This window comes from Sphingobium nicotianae (genome assembly GCF_018603885.1).
GTDB classification, from domain to species: domain Bacteria; phylum Pseudomonadota; class Alphaproteobacteria; order Sphingomonadales; family Sphingomonadaceae; genus Sphingobium; species Sphingobium nicotianae.
On the sequence record NZ_JAHGAW010000002.1, the window covers coordinates 291916 to 307192 of the forward strand.

General features: G+C 65.4%; 9 protein-coding genes. 6 read left to right on the plus strand and 3 right to left on the minus strand.

Features of this window, described 5'->3' with window-relative positions; translation table 11 throughout:
• Position 1 precedes the first annotated feature (1 nt).
• From kdpC to KK488_RS04150, 3 genes are read left to right on the plus strand one after another with little or no spacing between them, the layout of a single operon-like run.
• The gene (kdpC, locus tag KK488_RS04140; RefSeq protein ID WP_214621860.1) at positions 2–601 is read left to right on the plus strand and encodes a potassium-transporting ATPase subunit KdpC; all 600 of its coding nucleotides are present in this window, start codon (positions 2–4) and stop codon (positions 599–601) included.
• Positions 598–3273, plus strand: coding sequence for a DUF4118 domain-containing protein (locus KK488_RS04145; RefSeq protein WP_214621861.1), 2676 nt, complete (start codon positions 598–600; stop codon positions 3271–3273). The genes kdpC and KK488_RS04145 overlap by 4 nt, the downstream gene beginning before the upstream one ends.
• Complete coding sequence (locus KK488_RS04150) at positions 3270–3953, plus strand: response regulator transcription factor (RefSeq protein WP_214621862.1); 684 nt, start codon at positions 3270–3272, stop codon at positions 3951–3953. Before KK488_RS04145 ends, KK488_RS04150 begins: the two co-directional genes overlap by 4 nt.
• Before the next feature lie 35 nt (positions 3954–3988).
• Here the strand turns inward: KK488_RS04150 and KK488_RS04155 are convergent, their stop codons facing one another.
• Both KK488_RS04155 and KK488_RS04160 read right to left on the minus strand, forming a co-directional pair.
• On the minus strand, positions 3989–6040 hold the full coding sequence (locus KK488_RS04155) for an ATP-binding protein (protein WP_214621863.1): 2052 nt from the start codon (positions 6038–6040) through the stop codon (positions 3989–3991).
• Complete coding sequence (locus KK488_RS04160) at positions 6037–7536, minus strand: ATPase domain-containing protein (protein ID WP_349356845.1); 1500 nt, start codon at positions 7534–7536, stop codon at positions 6037–6039. The genes KK488_RS04155 and KK488_RS04160 overlap by 4 nt, the downstream gene beginning before the upstream one ends.
• 550 nt (positions 7537–8086) lie before the next feature.
• Between KK488_RS04160 and KK488_RS04165 the strand changes: the two genes are divergently transcribed.
• From KK488_RS04165 to KK488_RS04175, 3 genes are all read left to right on the plus strand, one after another.
• A complete protein-coding gene (locus tag KK488_RS04165) occupies positions 8087–9328 on the plus strand; it encodes a cytochrome P450 (protein WP_214621864.1) in 1242 nt (413 codons plus the stop codon).
• A gap of 56 nt (positions 9329–9384) precedes the next feature.
• The gene (locus KK488_RS04170) at positions 9385–12402 is read left to right on the plus strand and encodes a Dyp-type peroxidase (protein ID WP_214621865.1); all 3018 of its coding nucleotides are present in this window, start codon (positions 9385–9387) and stop codon (positions 12400–12402) included.
• Between the two features lie 112 nt (positions 12403–12514).
• Entirely contained in the window at positions 12515–13876 is a 1362-nt protein-coding gene (locus tag KK488_RS04175) for an MFS transporter (RefSeq protein ID WP_214621866.1), read from the plus strand.
• Positions 13877–13879: 3 nt separating this feature from the next.
• On the opposite strand, the gene KK488_RS04180 is transcribed toward KK488_RS04175, so the two are convergent.
• Positions 13880–15088, minus strand: a complete 1209-nt coding sequence (locus KK488_RS04180; RefSeq protein WP_214621867.1) for an ABC transporter permease — start codon at positions 15086–15088, stop codon at positions 13880–13882.
• Between the last annotated feature and the right edge of the window lie 189 nt (positions 15089–15277).

Here is a 15277-nt window from a genome sequence, read left to right on the forward strand (position 1 = left end):
CATGCTCAAGGATTTGACTTCCGCCATCCGCCCGGCCGTGGTGCTGACGCTCCTGTTCGCGGCCCTGCTCGGCCTGGCCTATCCGGCCTTGCTCACCGGCATCGGCCAGCTTGCCTTTCCGCATCAGGCCAATGGCAGCTTGATCATGGATGGGGATCGCGTGGTCGGTTCCGAGATCATCGCACAAGGCTTTGCAGGAGAGCGCTATTTCCACCCGCGACCCTCCGCCGCCGGCAAGGGTTATGAGGCCGACAACAGCTATGGCTCCAACCTCGGCCCGACAAGCCAGGCGCTACACGACCGGGTGAAGGCCGACATCGAGAAACTGCGAGCTTCGCCAGACGCTCCAACCCTACCTGCCGATCTGGTGACGACCTCCGCCTCGGGGCTCGATCCCCATATCAGTCCCGAGGCGGCTTTGTTCCAGGTCGACAGGGTATCGAAGGCGCGGGCACTCGATCCGGCCCGGGTGCGTGCGCTGGTGACGAAGCAAATCGAAACACCGCTGTTCGGCTTTCTCGGCGAGCCACGTGTCAATGTGCTGATGCTCAATCGCGCGCTCGATACTTTGGGCGGGGAACGCGCTAAACAGACGCCGTGAATCCGCAGCCCCCTCTCGACAGCCGTCCGAATCCCGCGGCCCTTCTGCGCGCCGCCGCGCAGGAGGGCCGCGGCCGTCTCAAAGTATTCCTTGGCGCGGCACCCGGCGTCGGCAAGACCTTCGAGATGCTCACCCAGGCCATGGCCCGCAAGCAGGGTGGCACCGATGTCATCATTGGCGTGGTCGAGACGCATGGGCGCAGGGAAACCGAGGCGCTGGTTCACGGGCTCGAGATGGTCCCCCGGCGGGATGTGGAATATCAGGGCCGCACGCTCGGCGAGATGGACATTGATGCCATTCTCGCCAGGAGGCCCGAGCTGGTCGTGGTCGACGAACTCGCGCACACCAACGCACCAGGCAGCCGCCACGACAAACGCTATCAGGACGTCGAGGAGCTGCTCGCCACGGGCATTGACGTCTATTCGACGGTCAACGTCCAGCATCTCGAAAGTCTCAACGATGTCGTGGCCTCTTTCACGAAGGTGCGCGTCCGCGAGACGCTACCGGATCGGGTCATCGAAAATGCCGACATCGAAGTCGTCGATATTCCGCCCGACGAACTCATCGAGCGGTTAAGGCAGGGCAAGGTTTACATCCCGGCGGAAGCCACGCGGGCGCTCGGCAATTTCTTCTCCAAGTCCAACCTGACGGCGCTGCGTGAACTCGCCCTGCGCCGCGCCGCACAGGCGGTCGATGCCGAAATGCTCGACTATCTCCGCGCCCATGCGCTCGCCGGCAATTGGGCGGCGGGAGAGCGGATCGTTGTTGCCGTCAGCGAACAGCCCGGCGCCGCGGAACTGGTCCGCGCTGCCAAGCGCATTGCCGACGCGTTGCGCGGCCCCTGGACTGCGGTGCACATCGAGACGCCCCGTTCCAATTACTTCTCCGACGCGGATAACAGCCGGCTTGCCGCCACCCTTCATTTGGCGAGCCAACTGGGGGCGCAGGTCGCGACGGTTCCGGCCGAAACCGTCGTTAATGGGCTTATTCGCTTCGCCGGGGAGGCACGTGCGACCCAACTTGTCGTCGGCAAGTCCTCGCGCTCGCGCTGGTTCGAGCTGCGCCACGGGTCGGTGGTCGACCAATTGATCCGCGAGACCCCCGGCGTCACGGTGCACGTCGTTCCAATGGAGCAGGACAGACCAGCCTCCGCGCCGCGCAGCCGCCGTGCAAAAGGCCAATGGGGCACGGCTACCGACTATCTGATCGCCCTCGGCCTGGTCGCTCTCGTCACACTGCTCGGGGAACTCATTTTCTCGGCCGAGAGCATCACCAATGTCGGCCTGCTGTTCCTGCTGCCGGTCATGGCTGCCGCCTCGCGCTACGGCCTGCGCGTCGGCATCGTCACCAGTCTGATCTCCTCGCTTGCCTATAATTTCTTCTTCATCCCGCCGACGCACACGTTCACGATCCAGGACCCGCAGAACATCCTGACGGTGCTCGTGCTTCTCGGCGTGGCGGTGGTGAGCAGCCAGTTGGCGGCCCGGGTTCGCGACCAGGCTCTTCTTGCCCAGCGCAGCGCTGCACAGAACAGCTCGCTCGCGGGCTTTGCGCGGCAATTGACCGCGATCAGCAAGCCGGACGAACTGGCTCAGCTTCTCTGCGGCGAAGTAGGTCGTCTGCTTGGCGTTCACACTCTCCTTCTGCTTCCGGAGGATGGTCAGCTCGCATTGCGCGCCGCAGTGCCGCCCGATGCACGGCTGGAAGCGATCGAGCAGGCGGCCTCGCGCTGGGCGTTCGACCATAATCAGCCGGCCGGCCGGAACTCCGAGACGTTGACGGCATCGGAATGGCTTTTTCATCCGCTGGCTGCTGGGGGGCGCGTGCTCGGTGTCTTCGGCCTTGCACGGCCCGACGCCGGGACGCCGATCCGTTCTGATCAGCTCCCGCTTCTGCTAAGCCTGCTCGATCAGGCAGCGCTGGCCTTCGAACGCATATCCCTCGAGGCCGAAATGACGACCGTTACGCAACTCAAGGAGCGAGACAGGCTGAGGGCGGCGCTGCTTTCTTCGGTGAGCCATGATCTGCGCACGCCGCTCACGACCATTCTTGGCATGCTGGGCGAGATACGGCCTGCAACCGAGGAGCAAGCCGTGCAGCTTCGCGAAACGCGAGGTGAGGCGGAGCGCCTCAAACGGTTCGTCGCCAATCTGCTCGATATGGTGCGTATCGAGACCGGCGCGCTGCATCAGTCGATCGAACCGGTCGATCTGGCGGAAGCCGTCGCGACTGCCGTCCACGACCTGCGGCGCGTCCTGCAGAATCAAACCGTCCGGCTGGACGTGCCGCCGGATCTCCCGTTCGTGTCGGTGGATCCGCAGCTCTTTCATCACTGCCTCATCAACCTCATCGAAAATGCAGCGAAATATAGCAGTGCGGACGCGCCGATCACGATTGCGGCGAAGCGCGATGCAAGCGGCCTCACGCTTTCGGTCCTGGACGAAGGGCCCGGCTTTCCGGCTGGCGAGGAGCGTCGCATTTTCGAAACATTTGCCCGCATCGAAGGATCTGACCGCAAGGGCGGCACTGGCCTGGGCCTCGCGATCGTCAAGGGCTTTGCCGAAGCGATGGGCATCGGTGTAGAGGCGTCGAACCGTCGTGATCGCCCAGGTGCGTGCTTCGATCTGCGTTTCCCGCAATCCAAACTTGTGAAAGGCATGGCAGGCGAATGACGACCGGGCCGAAGCTTCTTGTGGTCGACGACGAGCCCGCCATTCGCAGGCTGCTTGGCGCCGGGCTGGCGCGTGCGGGCTATCGCATCGTCGAGGCCGCAACGGCGCGCGATGCTCTCGTTTCCGTCCAGATCGACAAGCCCGATGCCGTGCTGCTCGATCTTGGTTTACCGGACCGCGACGGCCTCGAGCTTGTGTCCCTGATCAAGGCGACTGGCGCCGCGCTCATCGTGGTCTCGGCGCGCGACGCGACGGATCAAAAGGTCGCCGCGCTGGACCTGGGTGCCGACGATTATGTGACCAAGCCCTTCGACACGGAGGAAGTGCTGGCGCGCGTGCGAACTGCATTGCGGCATCGCCTGTCAGCGGAAGTCGAGGCGCCGAGCGTGCAGATCGGCGATATCGAGATCGACCTGACGGCGCGCCTCGTCCGCAGGGCGGGCGAGGAGGTGCGCCTTACGCCCAAGGAATTCGGCTTCCTGGCCGAACTTGCCAAGCATCCCGGACGCGTGGTCACGCACCTGCAGTTGCTCCGGAATGTCTGGGGTCCCGGGCATGAGCAGGATGTTGAATATCTCCGCGTGGCCGCGCGCGGTGTTCGGAAGAAGCTCGAAGGCGAAGCGATCGAGACGTCCTTCATTCGCAACGAGCCCGGTGTGGGCTATCGCCTGACGCGCTGATCCCATGACGAGAAATGGCTCGCGGCCTTGATCATTCACTCTTTCTGCTTTGCCGTCGCCTTGCCGACCGCCTGGGCGAGAGCCTGGGCCAACAGGGTCTGCGCGAATGGCTTGCCGAGTTTGACCACGCTCGTTTCGAACCCTGCTGGCACCTCCCCATATCCGGTCGCCAGAATGATCGGCAGATCGGGACGAAGCTCCGAAACATGATGGACGAGCTGGGTGCCGGTCATGTTCGGCATTGCCTGATCCGTGATCAGCAGATCAATGTCGGGATATTTCCGAAGGAGGTCGAGAGCCTGGGTCCCCGAGCTTGCCTCAAGGACGGAATGTCCCAGATCCTCGAGCAGCGCGGACGTGTTCATCAGGATGAGCCCGTCATCATCCACGGCCAGCACTTTCAGCCGACCGACCATGTTGTTCTGGCTGGCCTGGTCGGAAGGCGCGATCATGTTGACGTCATCCGCCTGCGCGGCGGGCAGCCACAATGTTGCCGTTGTACCTTCCCCTGGGGCGCTCGTCAGCGTGAAGGTTCCGCCCAACTGGCGGGCCAGGCCATGGATCATCGGCAAGCCCAGGCCGGTCCCCTTTCCGATACCCTTTGTGGTGAAAAAGGGTTCGGTCGCGCGCTCGAGCGTTTCCGCGTCCATGCCGACGCCCGTATCGATCACCGATAGTCCTACATAACGACCGGCCCCGAGCCCCTCGATCTCCTGCGATGCGAAATGGCGCCGTTCCGCCGCAATGATGATCGCGCCGCCCTCGGGCATCGCGTCGCGCGCATTCACCGCCAAATTGAGCAACGCCATTTCCAGCTGGTTGGCATCGCCCACCACCCGCGGCAGATCATCGGGGATGCGTATGTCGAGAGACCAGGCCGGACCAATCGTGCGCTCGACCAATTCGGTGATGTCGCGGACCAGGCCGGCAAGGTCGATCTGAACCGACGAAAGATCCTGCCGGCGCGCGAAGGCGAGCATGCGCTGGGTCAATGCCGCTCCACGCTGGGCACCCTGCAAGGCATTGTCGATCAGGCGATGCAGAACGGGATCGTCCGGCACACGCTTCTGGAGCAGGGTGACGCTGCTCATGATCGCCATCAGCAGGTTGTTGAAGTCGTGCGCGACGCCGCCGGTCAGCTGGCCGATGGATTCGAGCTTCTGCGACTGCCGAAGCGCACCCTGCGCCTGCTCCAGGTCGCGGGTCCGCTCCATCACGCGCTCCTCGAGCGTCTCGTTGAGCCGTCGCAGGCGGTCTTCGTTGTCTCGCAGCGTCTGTTCCATGCGACGGCGCTCGGAAATGTCGTTGAACAACACGGCAACCTGGTTTTGATCCGGTGTCCCCGCGCGAAACGCATAGACGTCATACCAGATACCGCCGAGCGCGGCGGCATGTTCCTCGAAACGAACGCTCCGGCCCTCCAAAGCGACCTGGCCGTAGACATCGAACCAGCGCTGTTCGTGTCCCGGCACCAGTGATTTCATCGACCGGCCGATGACATGATCGAGGCCGGTCTGCCGCGCGAAGGCCGGATTCGCCTCCAGGAAGATATAGTCGATCGGCCGTCCGGCCTGATCGAAGACCATCTTGATGATGCAAAAGCCGACATCGATGGATTCGAACAGCGAGCGATATTTGTTGGCGACGCTATGGAGTTCCTCGAGCCGAGCGCGCCCTTCATATTGGCGCCGTCGGCCGCGGAGCGCCGCCTCCGCCAGGCTGAGCAGGGTTGTGGGATGGAAAGGGCGCTCCAGAAAAGTGACATTGCCGAGCAGGTTGAGGAAACGCCGAGCCGAGGGATTGCGCTCCAGTCCGCCGCCCTTGTGAGTCAGGAGGATGAAGGGGAAGTCCGACCATTCCGGCTGAGTCTTCAGCCAATGCGACAAAGGATGAAGATCGGCCGAAAGCAGGCTTTCCTCGGTGACGAGCGCAAATCCCGCTCCCCCCTCCAGCCCCTGCTGAAGCGCGCCCAGCGAAGCGCAGATATCCGTCAACACCCCCGCTTCGGAAAGGATGGAGGCGGCGATGCGCGCATCGCGGCCATGGGGTGCGAGGATGAGCGCGCGCTCCGAAAGGTGCGGGATCACGGAATATCTTCAAGCAGCGCGGGTTTTTCACCGGTGAACGTCGGAACCCCGCGCAGTACGCCCTGGAAGTCGACCAGCGGCGCGCCGAAGCGGAGGCCATCATGGCCGATCCGGAACTCACGAATGGTATCCTCGTGCGAGCCGGTGCGCTTCTTGATGACTGACATCGCGCGACGAACACGGCCGGACGCCTCGAAATAGCGCAACAATATCACGGTATCGGCCAGATAGGTGACGTCGACCGGCGCCTTCATGTCGCCAACCAGGCCATGCTGGGCCACAGTCAGGAACGTCGTGGCGCCTTGCCGGTTCAGATATTGCAGGAGTTCATGCATATGCAGCACGAGCGCATTCTCTTCCGGCATCGCGGCCTGATAGCCGTTGAGACTGTCTATCACGATCGTCCGTACCGCATGTCGCTCGACGCAGTTGCGGACACGTTCCGAAAACTCGCCGGGTGATAATTCGGCGGCATCGACCTGCTCGATGACCAGATTTCCATCGGCAACCATCTTTTGCAGGTCGATACCGAGCCCGATCGCCCTGGAGAAAAGCAGGCCGATTTCCTCGTCGAAGATGAACATGGCGGCGCGCTCTCCGCGCGCGACCGCAGCGACCACAAAGGTCAGCACGACCAACGACTTGCCGGTGCCCGCTGGCCCGAGGACCAACACGCTCGATCCGCGTTCGACGCCGCCGCCCAGAAGCGCGTCCAGTTCTTGCGAGTCACTCCGAAGCATTTCGCGTGAGAAATCGGTTTTATGCTCGGCCGAGACCAAACGGGGAAAGACCCGGACCCCACCGGTATCGATCACAAAATCATGATAGCCTCCGCGGAAGCGCCGGCCGCGAAATTTGACGATGCGAAGCCGGCGCCGATCCGGCCCATAGCCCGGCGACAATTCCTCAAGCCGGATCACGCCGTGGGCGACGCTGTGCACTGTCTTGTCGGCAACGTCGGCCGTGAGGTCGTCGAGCATCAGGATGGTCGCCTGCTGCGTCGAAAAAAAGTGCTTGAGCGCCAGAATTTGCCGTCGGTAGCGTAGCGAGCTTTGGGCAAGAAGCCGGATTTCGGACAGGCTGTCGAGGACGACCCGATCGGGCTTCAACGCGTCAAAAGCAGCGAAGATCCGCTTGGTGGTCTCGCCAAGTTCGAGATCCGAGGAATATAGAAGACTCTGCTGCTGCTCGTCGTCGAGCAAGCTCTCCGGAGGCAAGAGCTCGAACAGCTTGATATCCGAAAGATCCCAGCCATGGGACTGTGCACTCTCGCGCATCTCATCTTCGGTTTCGGATAGCGTGATGTGAAGGCAACGCTCGCCGTTCCGCGCACCCTCCAGCAGAAATTGCGTTGCTATGGTGGTTTTCCCGGTTCCCGGACTTCCCTCAAGCAGGAAGAGCCGACCGCGCGTCAGCCCTCCGCCAAGAATGTCATCGAGGCCCTGAACGCCTGTGCGTGCGCCAGATGAAAGATCGTCCCGCACGAAAATGCTCACACGCCGCCGTTGAGAACAAGCTGCCCGGCGGCGCGCGCCGAGTGAAGGTTGATCCGCGGGAGGCTGAGATGGAACAAGCCGGTGTCTCCTTCATGCGCCGGTATTCGCGCGGGAACTTGGGAACTCGGGAACCGAACGGTCGAACCGATAGAAATGTTCCTCGAAACAGAACAAAGTTGGTGGGGACGGCGGGCGGGACCGGTCGATGCGGAGCCGGCCGTCCCGCTCCCGACCGCCTGAGTGACTCCCGTTTTTGAGAGCGCGAATACCGGCCGGTCGACATCCGAAATCGAGGTAACAGGCGCCGTCGGCCTGATGATCCCGTTTGACCTCCTGCGGGTTCGATGATCTAAGCGCAATCAAACAGGAAAAAGGTCGCGTCCACCTCCTCTTCGTCGGGGATATAGATGGCGCAGGTTCGAGCAGGACGTCGATTTTCGTCCAATTCCCCAATCTATCCGGGCGAGCCGCCGTATCGGCGGCGCGGTGCGGCCTGCTTCCCCGGACGGCTGCTTGCTGATAATCGTGGATTTGCCGTGGAGACCGTCTGATGGCGGCATCCTCGGTTTCCATTGCGCCGCCGGTCCTGCGCGATCGCGGCGGCGTCGTGATGCAATGGCTGACGCAGGCCGGCATGGGGTTGCTGCCGCTCGTCTTCCGCGTCTTGCGTCGTGTCCGCCCGATCGCCCGCTTCGGCAACACCTATCTCGTCACGCGCGCCGAGGATGTTCGAGCGGTGTTCGAGACCGACGTCGTGTTCGGGGTGCCGTATCTGGCCAAGCTCGACATGGTCATGGATCATCAGCGCTTCATCCTGGGCATGGCGGACGGCCCGGACTACCGCGCCGATCTCGCCGCGCTGGAGCGCGTGGTGCGCCGGGACGACCTGCCTCGCCTTGCTGCCACGGTCAGCCGCATGGCGAGCGACATCGTCGAGCGGTCGAACGGCTGGATCGACGTGGTGAGCGAACTCTCCCGGCCCGTCGCCTTCGATTTCGTCGCCGACTATCTTGGCGTGCCCCGGACGGCAGACGACAGCCTCTATCGATGGGGCACGCGCCTCTTCGAATATGTCTTCGTGGCCGATGATAAGCCCTTGCAGGCCGAGGCGGAGCAGATCGCGCCCATCATCCGCGCTCATGTCCAGCGCGCGATCGAGCAGCGCCGCGCGCATCCGATCGATCGGGACGATGTGCTGTCGCGCTGCCTGGCGCTGCAGGCGGCGGGCGAGCCGGGCTATTCGGACGCGGTGATCCGCACCGCGCTGGTCGGCCTGGTTGTCGGCGGGCCGCCTCAGCCGCCGATGGTCCTGCCGCACGCGATCGAGCAATTGCTGCGCCGCCCGGCTGCGCTGGCGCAGGCGCAGGCGGCGGCCCGGGCCGATGAGGACGACAAGCTCTGGGCCTGCCTCATGGAAGCGATGCGGTTCGATCCGATCGCACCCTGGCTGGCGCGGACCGCGCTCTCGACGCATGAGCTGGCGGTGGGGACGCCTCGCGCCCGCACCATTCCGGCCGGCGCCCATGTGCTGGCCTGCATCGGTTCGGCGATGCGCGATCCCGCGCGCGTGCCCGAGCCCGGCGATTATCGGTCCGACCGGCCGGCCGATGCGTACATCCATTTCGGCCATGGCCTGCACGAATGCTTCGGCCGCCATATCAATCGCGCGACCTTGCACCTCATGCTCAAGCCGCTGCTGGCGCGGCCCAATCTGCGCCGCGCGAAGGGCGCGATGGGCAGGCTGCGCCGCAAGGGGCTGCTGGCCAGCTCGCTCGTCGTGGAATTCGACTGAATGCCGCGCCGGGACCGACCGCAATTTCCTCGCTTTCCGACAGAAAGGACGCGTCCATGACGCAATCGATGATCACCGTTGCCGTGCGGATCGACGCCGCGCAGGTCGAGGCCGCGCAGGCGCTCATCGACACGTCGCTCGGCAATCCGGCCCGCGAGGTCGGCCTCGCCATCGCCGGCGATCCGACGCTGGAGGAGGAGAAGTTCGTCCATTTCGGGAGCCTCCACGCCATTCGCTCGCATAGGCCGGGGCGGGGCTATCTGGTGCTGGAAATGTCGGCCGATGGCGAACCGCGACAGATTCTCGAACGGCTGGCGACACGGGCCGGGGACGCGTTCCTGCCGATCTTCCGGATCGCCAAGGAGAGCCTGCGGAAGGAGGATCTCGCGACATTCCTGATCGGCCATCTGGTGACGGTCGGGCATGGCCTGTTCCAGACCGCCGGACTCTGCTTCGCGGGTATTCCGGGGCGCACGGTCGGCGAGATCGAGAATGAGGCGGCACTGGCGCGGGAGATCGCGCGCCTGCTGGCAGGGCACGAGGAGCAGGCATCCGCGCTTGCGCATCTCGAGGCGGTGCGCGCCGCTTTGTCCGCGGATCCGCAATGGTCCTGGGCGAAGGCGCCGCCGCCGCCGGTGCCGCCGCATCCCCGCGCCGATCCGACGCCCGGCGAAACGCTCAAGGCGCTCATTCCGGGCTTCATCAAGACCTTCCTGTGGCCCGCGCTGCTGATCTTCCTGCCGCTCTCCGTCTGGTTGGCCTGGCCGGCCGGCGGCTGGCCCTGGCCGCCGGTGGACGGATCGTCCTGGCCGCATCTGGTCACGACCGGCGTGGCGTTCGCACTCTACGCCACGCTGTTGCTGGTGCTGGAAGTCGTCACCCTCCTGCTCATGGTCTATCTCGCTTTCTCCCGTGCGGAAGCGGCCGATGTCCCCTCCGACACGGCGCCGACCTTCGATGATGCCTGCGAGATGTTCGCGCACGAAAATGCGCCCGGCTACGCGCACAACCACATGCTCTCGCACACCATCCGCAAGCCCGGCCTGCTGCGCTATCTTACCACGCGGCTCGCTTTCTGGATCATTGCGGCGCGGACGGCGCTCAATCCGCGCGTCGGCCATCTCGGCGACATCGGCACCATCCATTTCGCGCGCTGGGTGACGATCCCGGGCACGCGCGATCTGCTCTTCTTCTCCAACTATGGCGGGAGCTGGGAAAGCTATCTGGAGGATTTCATCACCAAGGCGCATGAGGGGCTGACCGGCGCCTGGTCCAACACCATCGGCTTTCCGCGCACGACCAACCTGTTCTTCGACGGCGCGACGGATGGCGAGCGGTTCAAGCGTTTCGCCCGGCAGAGCATGCGCTACACGCCCTTCTGGTACAGCGCCTATCCGACGCTCACGACCGCCAACATCCGCGACCATGCGGCGATCCGCCGTGGCCTGCATGTCGAGACCGAGACGGAGGCGGCCGAGTGGTTGACCCTGTTCGGCTCCGCGCGGCGGCCGGCCGAGAAGCTCGATACGCCGCAGATCCAGAGCATCGTCTTTGGCGGCATGGGTTTCAAGCCGGAGGGACGGGTCGTTACGATCCGTCTGGGCGACGACATTGCCGCCAATCAGGCCGCGCTCGCCGAGATCTTCCCGGCGATGAGCTTCAACGACGGGCGCTATATCGCGCGCGAGGCGGTGGTGACGATCGGCGTCACCTGCAGCGGTCTTGCCAAGCTGGGCCTGCCCGAGGATGCGGTCGAGAGCTTCCCGGCCGCGTTTCTCCTCGGCATGCGCGGCGAGGGGCGTGCCCGCATCCTGGGCGACGATCCCAATGCGGACTGGTGGTGGGACAAGGACGCCGTCGACGGCGTCCTGCTGGTCTATGGCGACACGGTCGAAGCCGTCGCGGCGCTGACCGACATGATCGCCAGGGCGCTGCCGCCCGGCGCGCGCCTCGTCGACCAGATCGATCTCGTCCGGGTCGCCGGGGAGCTGACCGACCGCAAGGAGCCGTTCGGCTTCGTCGACGGCATCTCGCAGCCTGCCATTCGCGGCACCTATCGCGGGCTGCGCAATGCCGATCCGATCCATCTCGTCGAGCCGGGCGAGATCATCCTGGGCTATCCCGACAATCGCCGGAGCATTCCGACCGGCCCGATGCTCAGGGCGAAGGACGACCCCGCCATGATGCTGCCGATCGCGGGGGACGATCATGAATTCGAGGATCAGATCGGCGCGAACCCGCGCCTCGTCGGCATGAACGGCAGCTTCCTCGTCGTGCGCCAGCTCGAGCAGCATCACGAGCGCTTCTGGGACTATTGCACGGCGCAGGCGAAGAGCTTCTCCGCGCGCTTTCCGGAGCCGGTGATCTGCGACGCGGAGTTCATCGCCGCCAAGATGATCGGGCGCTGGACCGACGGCTCGTCGCTGGTGCGCAATCCCTATATGTCGGCGAGCCGGCTCAAGCAGCTCTCCGGCAAGGCCAGCGCCCCGCAGCTCAAGCGCGAGAAGACCCACCCCGCCAACATGGCTGCGACGCCGATCGAGGCGGCCGACCGGGAAGCGGCGGCGACGCCGGCGGTCAAGCCGGACAATGACTATCTGTTCGGCACCGAGGACCCGCAGGGGCTGCGCTGCCCCTATGGCGCGCATGTCCGCCGCGCCAACCCGCGCGACAGCCTCGATCCGGGGTCCATGGAGCAGGTCGAGATCACCAACCGCCACCGCATCCTGCGGATCGGGCGCGGCTTCGCGGCGCGCGAAGGGCGCTCGTCCGGCCTCATGTTCATGTGCCTCAATGCCGACATCGAGCGGCAGTTCGAATTCATCCAGCAGACCTGGATGGGGAGCGTGAAATTCCACGGGCTGGATGCGGAGACCGACCCGATCGCCGTCGCCGGCACGGCCGGGAGCAATGGCTTCACCGTCCCGGTGCGCACCGGCCCGGTCGCGCTGGCGCCGATGCCCAACTTCGTGACGTTGCGCGGCGGCGGCTACTTCTTCGTGCCCGGTCGCCATCTGCTGCGCTATCTCGCGAATGGCGGCCCGAGCGCGAAAGGCCGTGCCGCGCGCGTCTAGAGGTGTTCCGCACCCTTCCCGTTCGACGCGAACGGACGGTTGCTGCTCGGGCCGATCGGTTCCCTGCCGATAGCGCTTGGCAAGGCCGGGCTTCCCCGGCATCTGCGCCGGCATGACCGTGACCTTTCGTGAGAATGCCGCCGAGCTGGACGGCCTGCCAACGCCGCGCCGCACCTGGGCGGCGGCGGGCCTGTGGATCGGCATGGCGATGTCGGTCATCGATTCCTCGATCGTCAACATCGCGCTGCCGACCATCTCCCGCGACCTCTCGGTCAGCTCGGCGACGACGACCTGGATCGTCACCGCCTATCAGATCGCGATCGTGATGACGCTGCTGCCGATGGCGGCGCTGGGGGAGCGGCTGGGCTATCACCGCGTCTATCTCGGTGGGCTCGTGCTGTTCATCCTGATGTCGGTCTGCTGCGCGTTCGCGCCGGGACTCGAAGCGCTGGCCGCGTTCCGCTTCGTTCAGGGCCTCGGCGCGGCGGCGATGATGGGCGTGAACGGTGCGCAGCTCCGGTTCGTCTGGCCGCGCGCGCTGCTGGGCCGCGGCATTGCCTATAATGCGGTCGTCGTCTCGTGCACCGCTGCGGCCGGCCCCGGCCTTGCCGGCTTCCTGCTGACCATTGCGGACTGGCCCTGGCTCTTTCTGGTGAACGTGCCGATCGGCCTGCTCGCGCTCGCTCTGGTCCTGGGCTTCGGGCCGCGCACGCCGGCGGCAACCTCCACGTTCGACTATCCCGGTGCGGCGCTGAACGCGATCATGTTCTGCGCGCTCTTCCTCGCCGCCTCGGAAGCGGTGCATGGCGGGCCGTCGCTGTGGCTCGCCGGGTGCATGCTGACCGGGCTCGCCGCGGGCGCCGCGCTGGTGGCGCGGAGCCGGTCGAACACGCGGCCGATGATCCCCTTCGACCTCATCCGGATCAAGCGCATGCAGAAGGCCTATGGCGCGTCGATCTGCGCCTTCGCGGCGCAGATGTGCATGCTGGTCTCGCTGCCGTTCCTGCTCGAAGGCCAGCTGCATCTCGATGTCGCCACCGTCGGCTTCCTGCTGCTGTCCCTGCCGATCATGATCGCCTTGTCTTCCCCGGTCGCCGGGCACATGGCGGACAAGCACTGGGCCGGGCTGATGAGCGCGCTGGGGCTCTGTCTCAATGCCGCCGCGCTGGTGGCGCTGGCGGTCATGATCCGGCATCATGCGCCGCTCGCGGCGCTTGCTGCGGCTCTGGCCTGCTGCGGCCTCGGCTTCGGGCTGTTCCAGTCGCCCAACAACAATGTGATGCTGCGCACCGGGCCGCTCGATCGCGCCGGTGCCGCGTCCGGCATGCAATCGACCTGCCGGCTCACCGGCCAGACGATCGGCGCGCTGCTCGCTGCCCTGGCGCTGCGTTTCCCGCAGCTCGGCGCCGAGGCCGCGCTTTACCTCTCGGCCGGTCTCACCTTGTGCGCGGCGGCGTTCGCCCGGGCGCGATGACGCTCATTCGTGGCGCAGCGCGTCGATCGGGTTGAGACTGGCCGCGCGCCGCGCCGGGAAATAGCCGAAGACCACGCCGATCACGCCCGAAATCAGGAAGGCGAAGGCATTGATCTGCGGATCGAAGGTCCAGGGCACCTGCATGACGGGGGTGAGGACACCGATGACAAGCTGGGCGATCAGGAGTCCGATGACACCGCCAAGGCAGGACAGCACGACCGCCTCGACCAGGAACTGCATCAGCACCTCGCTCGCGACGGCCCCGATGGCCAGGCGGATGCCGATCTCGCGGGTGCGCTCGGTCACCGAGACGAGCATGATGTTCATGATGCCGATACCGCCGACGACGAGGCTGATGCCCGCCACCGCCGCGACGATCTGGGTCAACATGGTCGTGGTGCTGGTGAGCGTGTCGCTGATCTGCTTGGTGTCGAAGATGTTGAAGTCGTCCGGCTTGCCGCCGGTCAGGTGGCGACGGTCGCGCAGCAGGTCCGTCAGCGTCGAGGTGACCTGCGCCGTCGAATAGGCCTGATCAACGCCGACGAGGATCATCCGCACGTCGGTCGAGCCGGTGAAACGGCGCTGCACCGTCTTGAGCGGCATGATCACGACATCGTCCTGATCGCCGCCGAACCCTGCCTGGCCGCGCGTCGAGAGCAGGCCGATGACATCGCAGCTGATGTCACCGATGCGGAAGCGCTTGCCGATGGGCTCGACATTGCGGAACAGGTTCTTCGCGACGGTCGAGCCGATGATGCAGACGGCCTTGCCGGCGCCTTCCTCGGCCGGCGTGAACAGGCGCCCGGCGGTCAGCGGCCAGGGCTGCACGACGAAATAGGCCGAGGTCGTCCCGTTGATCGTCGTCGACCAGTTGGCGCCCTCATAGATCGCCGTCGCGGTCGACTGCGCCTGCGGGGCGACGGCGGTGACGCCCGTCACCTGTTGCTGGATCGCGGTGACGTCGGCCGGCTCGAAATCCGGCGGGCGTGGGCCGCCGCCGCCACGCCCGAAGCCTTGCCCCGGCCGCACCTGCAGGATGTTGGTGCCGAGCGCGGCGATCTGCTGCTGCACGGCGGCGGTCGTCGCCTTGCCCAGCGTCACCATTGTCACCACGGCCGCGACGCCGATGATGATGCCGAGCGTGGTCAGGAACGAGCGCAGCTTGTGGCGCAGGATCGAGCGCAGCGCGAGGAGGAAGGTCGTACCGAGCATCTTCTTAGCCCCTCCTCTTCAGAGGAGGCGCATCGGGCCGGTCATGCCCCCGGCATGACCTGAACAGCGCGGGGCGCTGTTCACCCCATGCGGGGGTGGTGCTGGAGGGTACCAATATGTTGCTGCGCAACCAATGCTGCGCACCACCACACTCGCCTCCTCCTCTGAAGAGGAGGGGAGATTGGATGG

Coding starts and splice junctions, on each gene's coding strand:
- KK488_RS04180 (WP_214621867.1), bottom strand. CDS start 15,088: ATGCTCGGTACGACCTTCCTCCTCGCGCTGCGCTCGATCCTGCGCCAC.
- KK488_RS04170 (WP_214621865.1), top strand. CDS start 9,385: ATGACGCAATCGATGATCACCGTTGCCGTGCGGATCGACGCCGCGCAG.
- KK488_RS04175 (WP_214621866.1), top strand. CDS start 12,515: ATGACCGTGACCTTTCGTGAGAATGCCGCCGAGCTGGACGGCCTGCCA.
- KK488_RS04150 (WP_214621862.1), top strand. CDS start 3,270: ATGACGACCGGGCCGAAGCTTCTTGTGGTCGACGACGAGCCCGCCATT.
- kdpC (WP_214621860.1), top strand. CDS start 2: ATGCTCAAGGATTTGACTTCCGCCATCCGCCCGGCCGTGGTGCTGACG.
- KK488_RS04165 (WP_214621864.1), top strand. CDS start 8,087: ATGGCGGCATCCTCGGTTTCCATTGCGCCGCCGGTCCTGCGCGATCGC.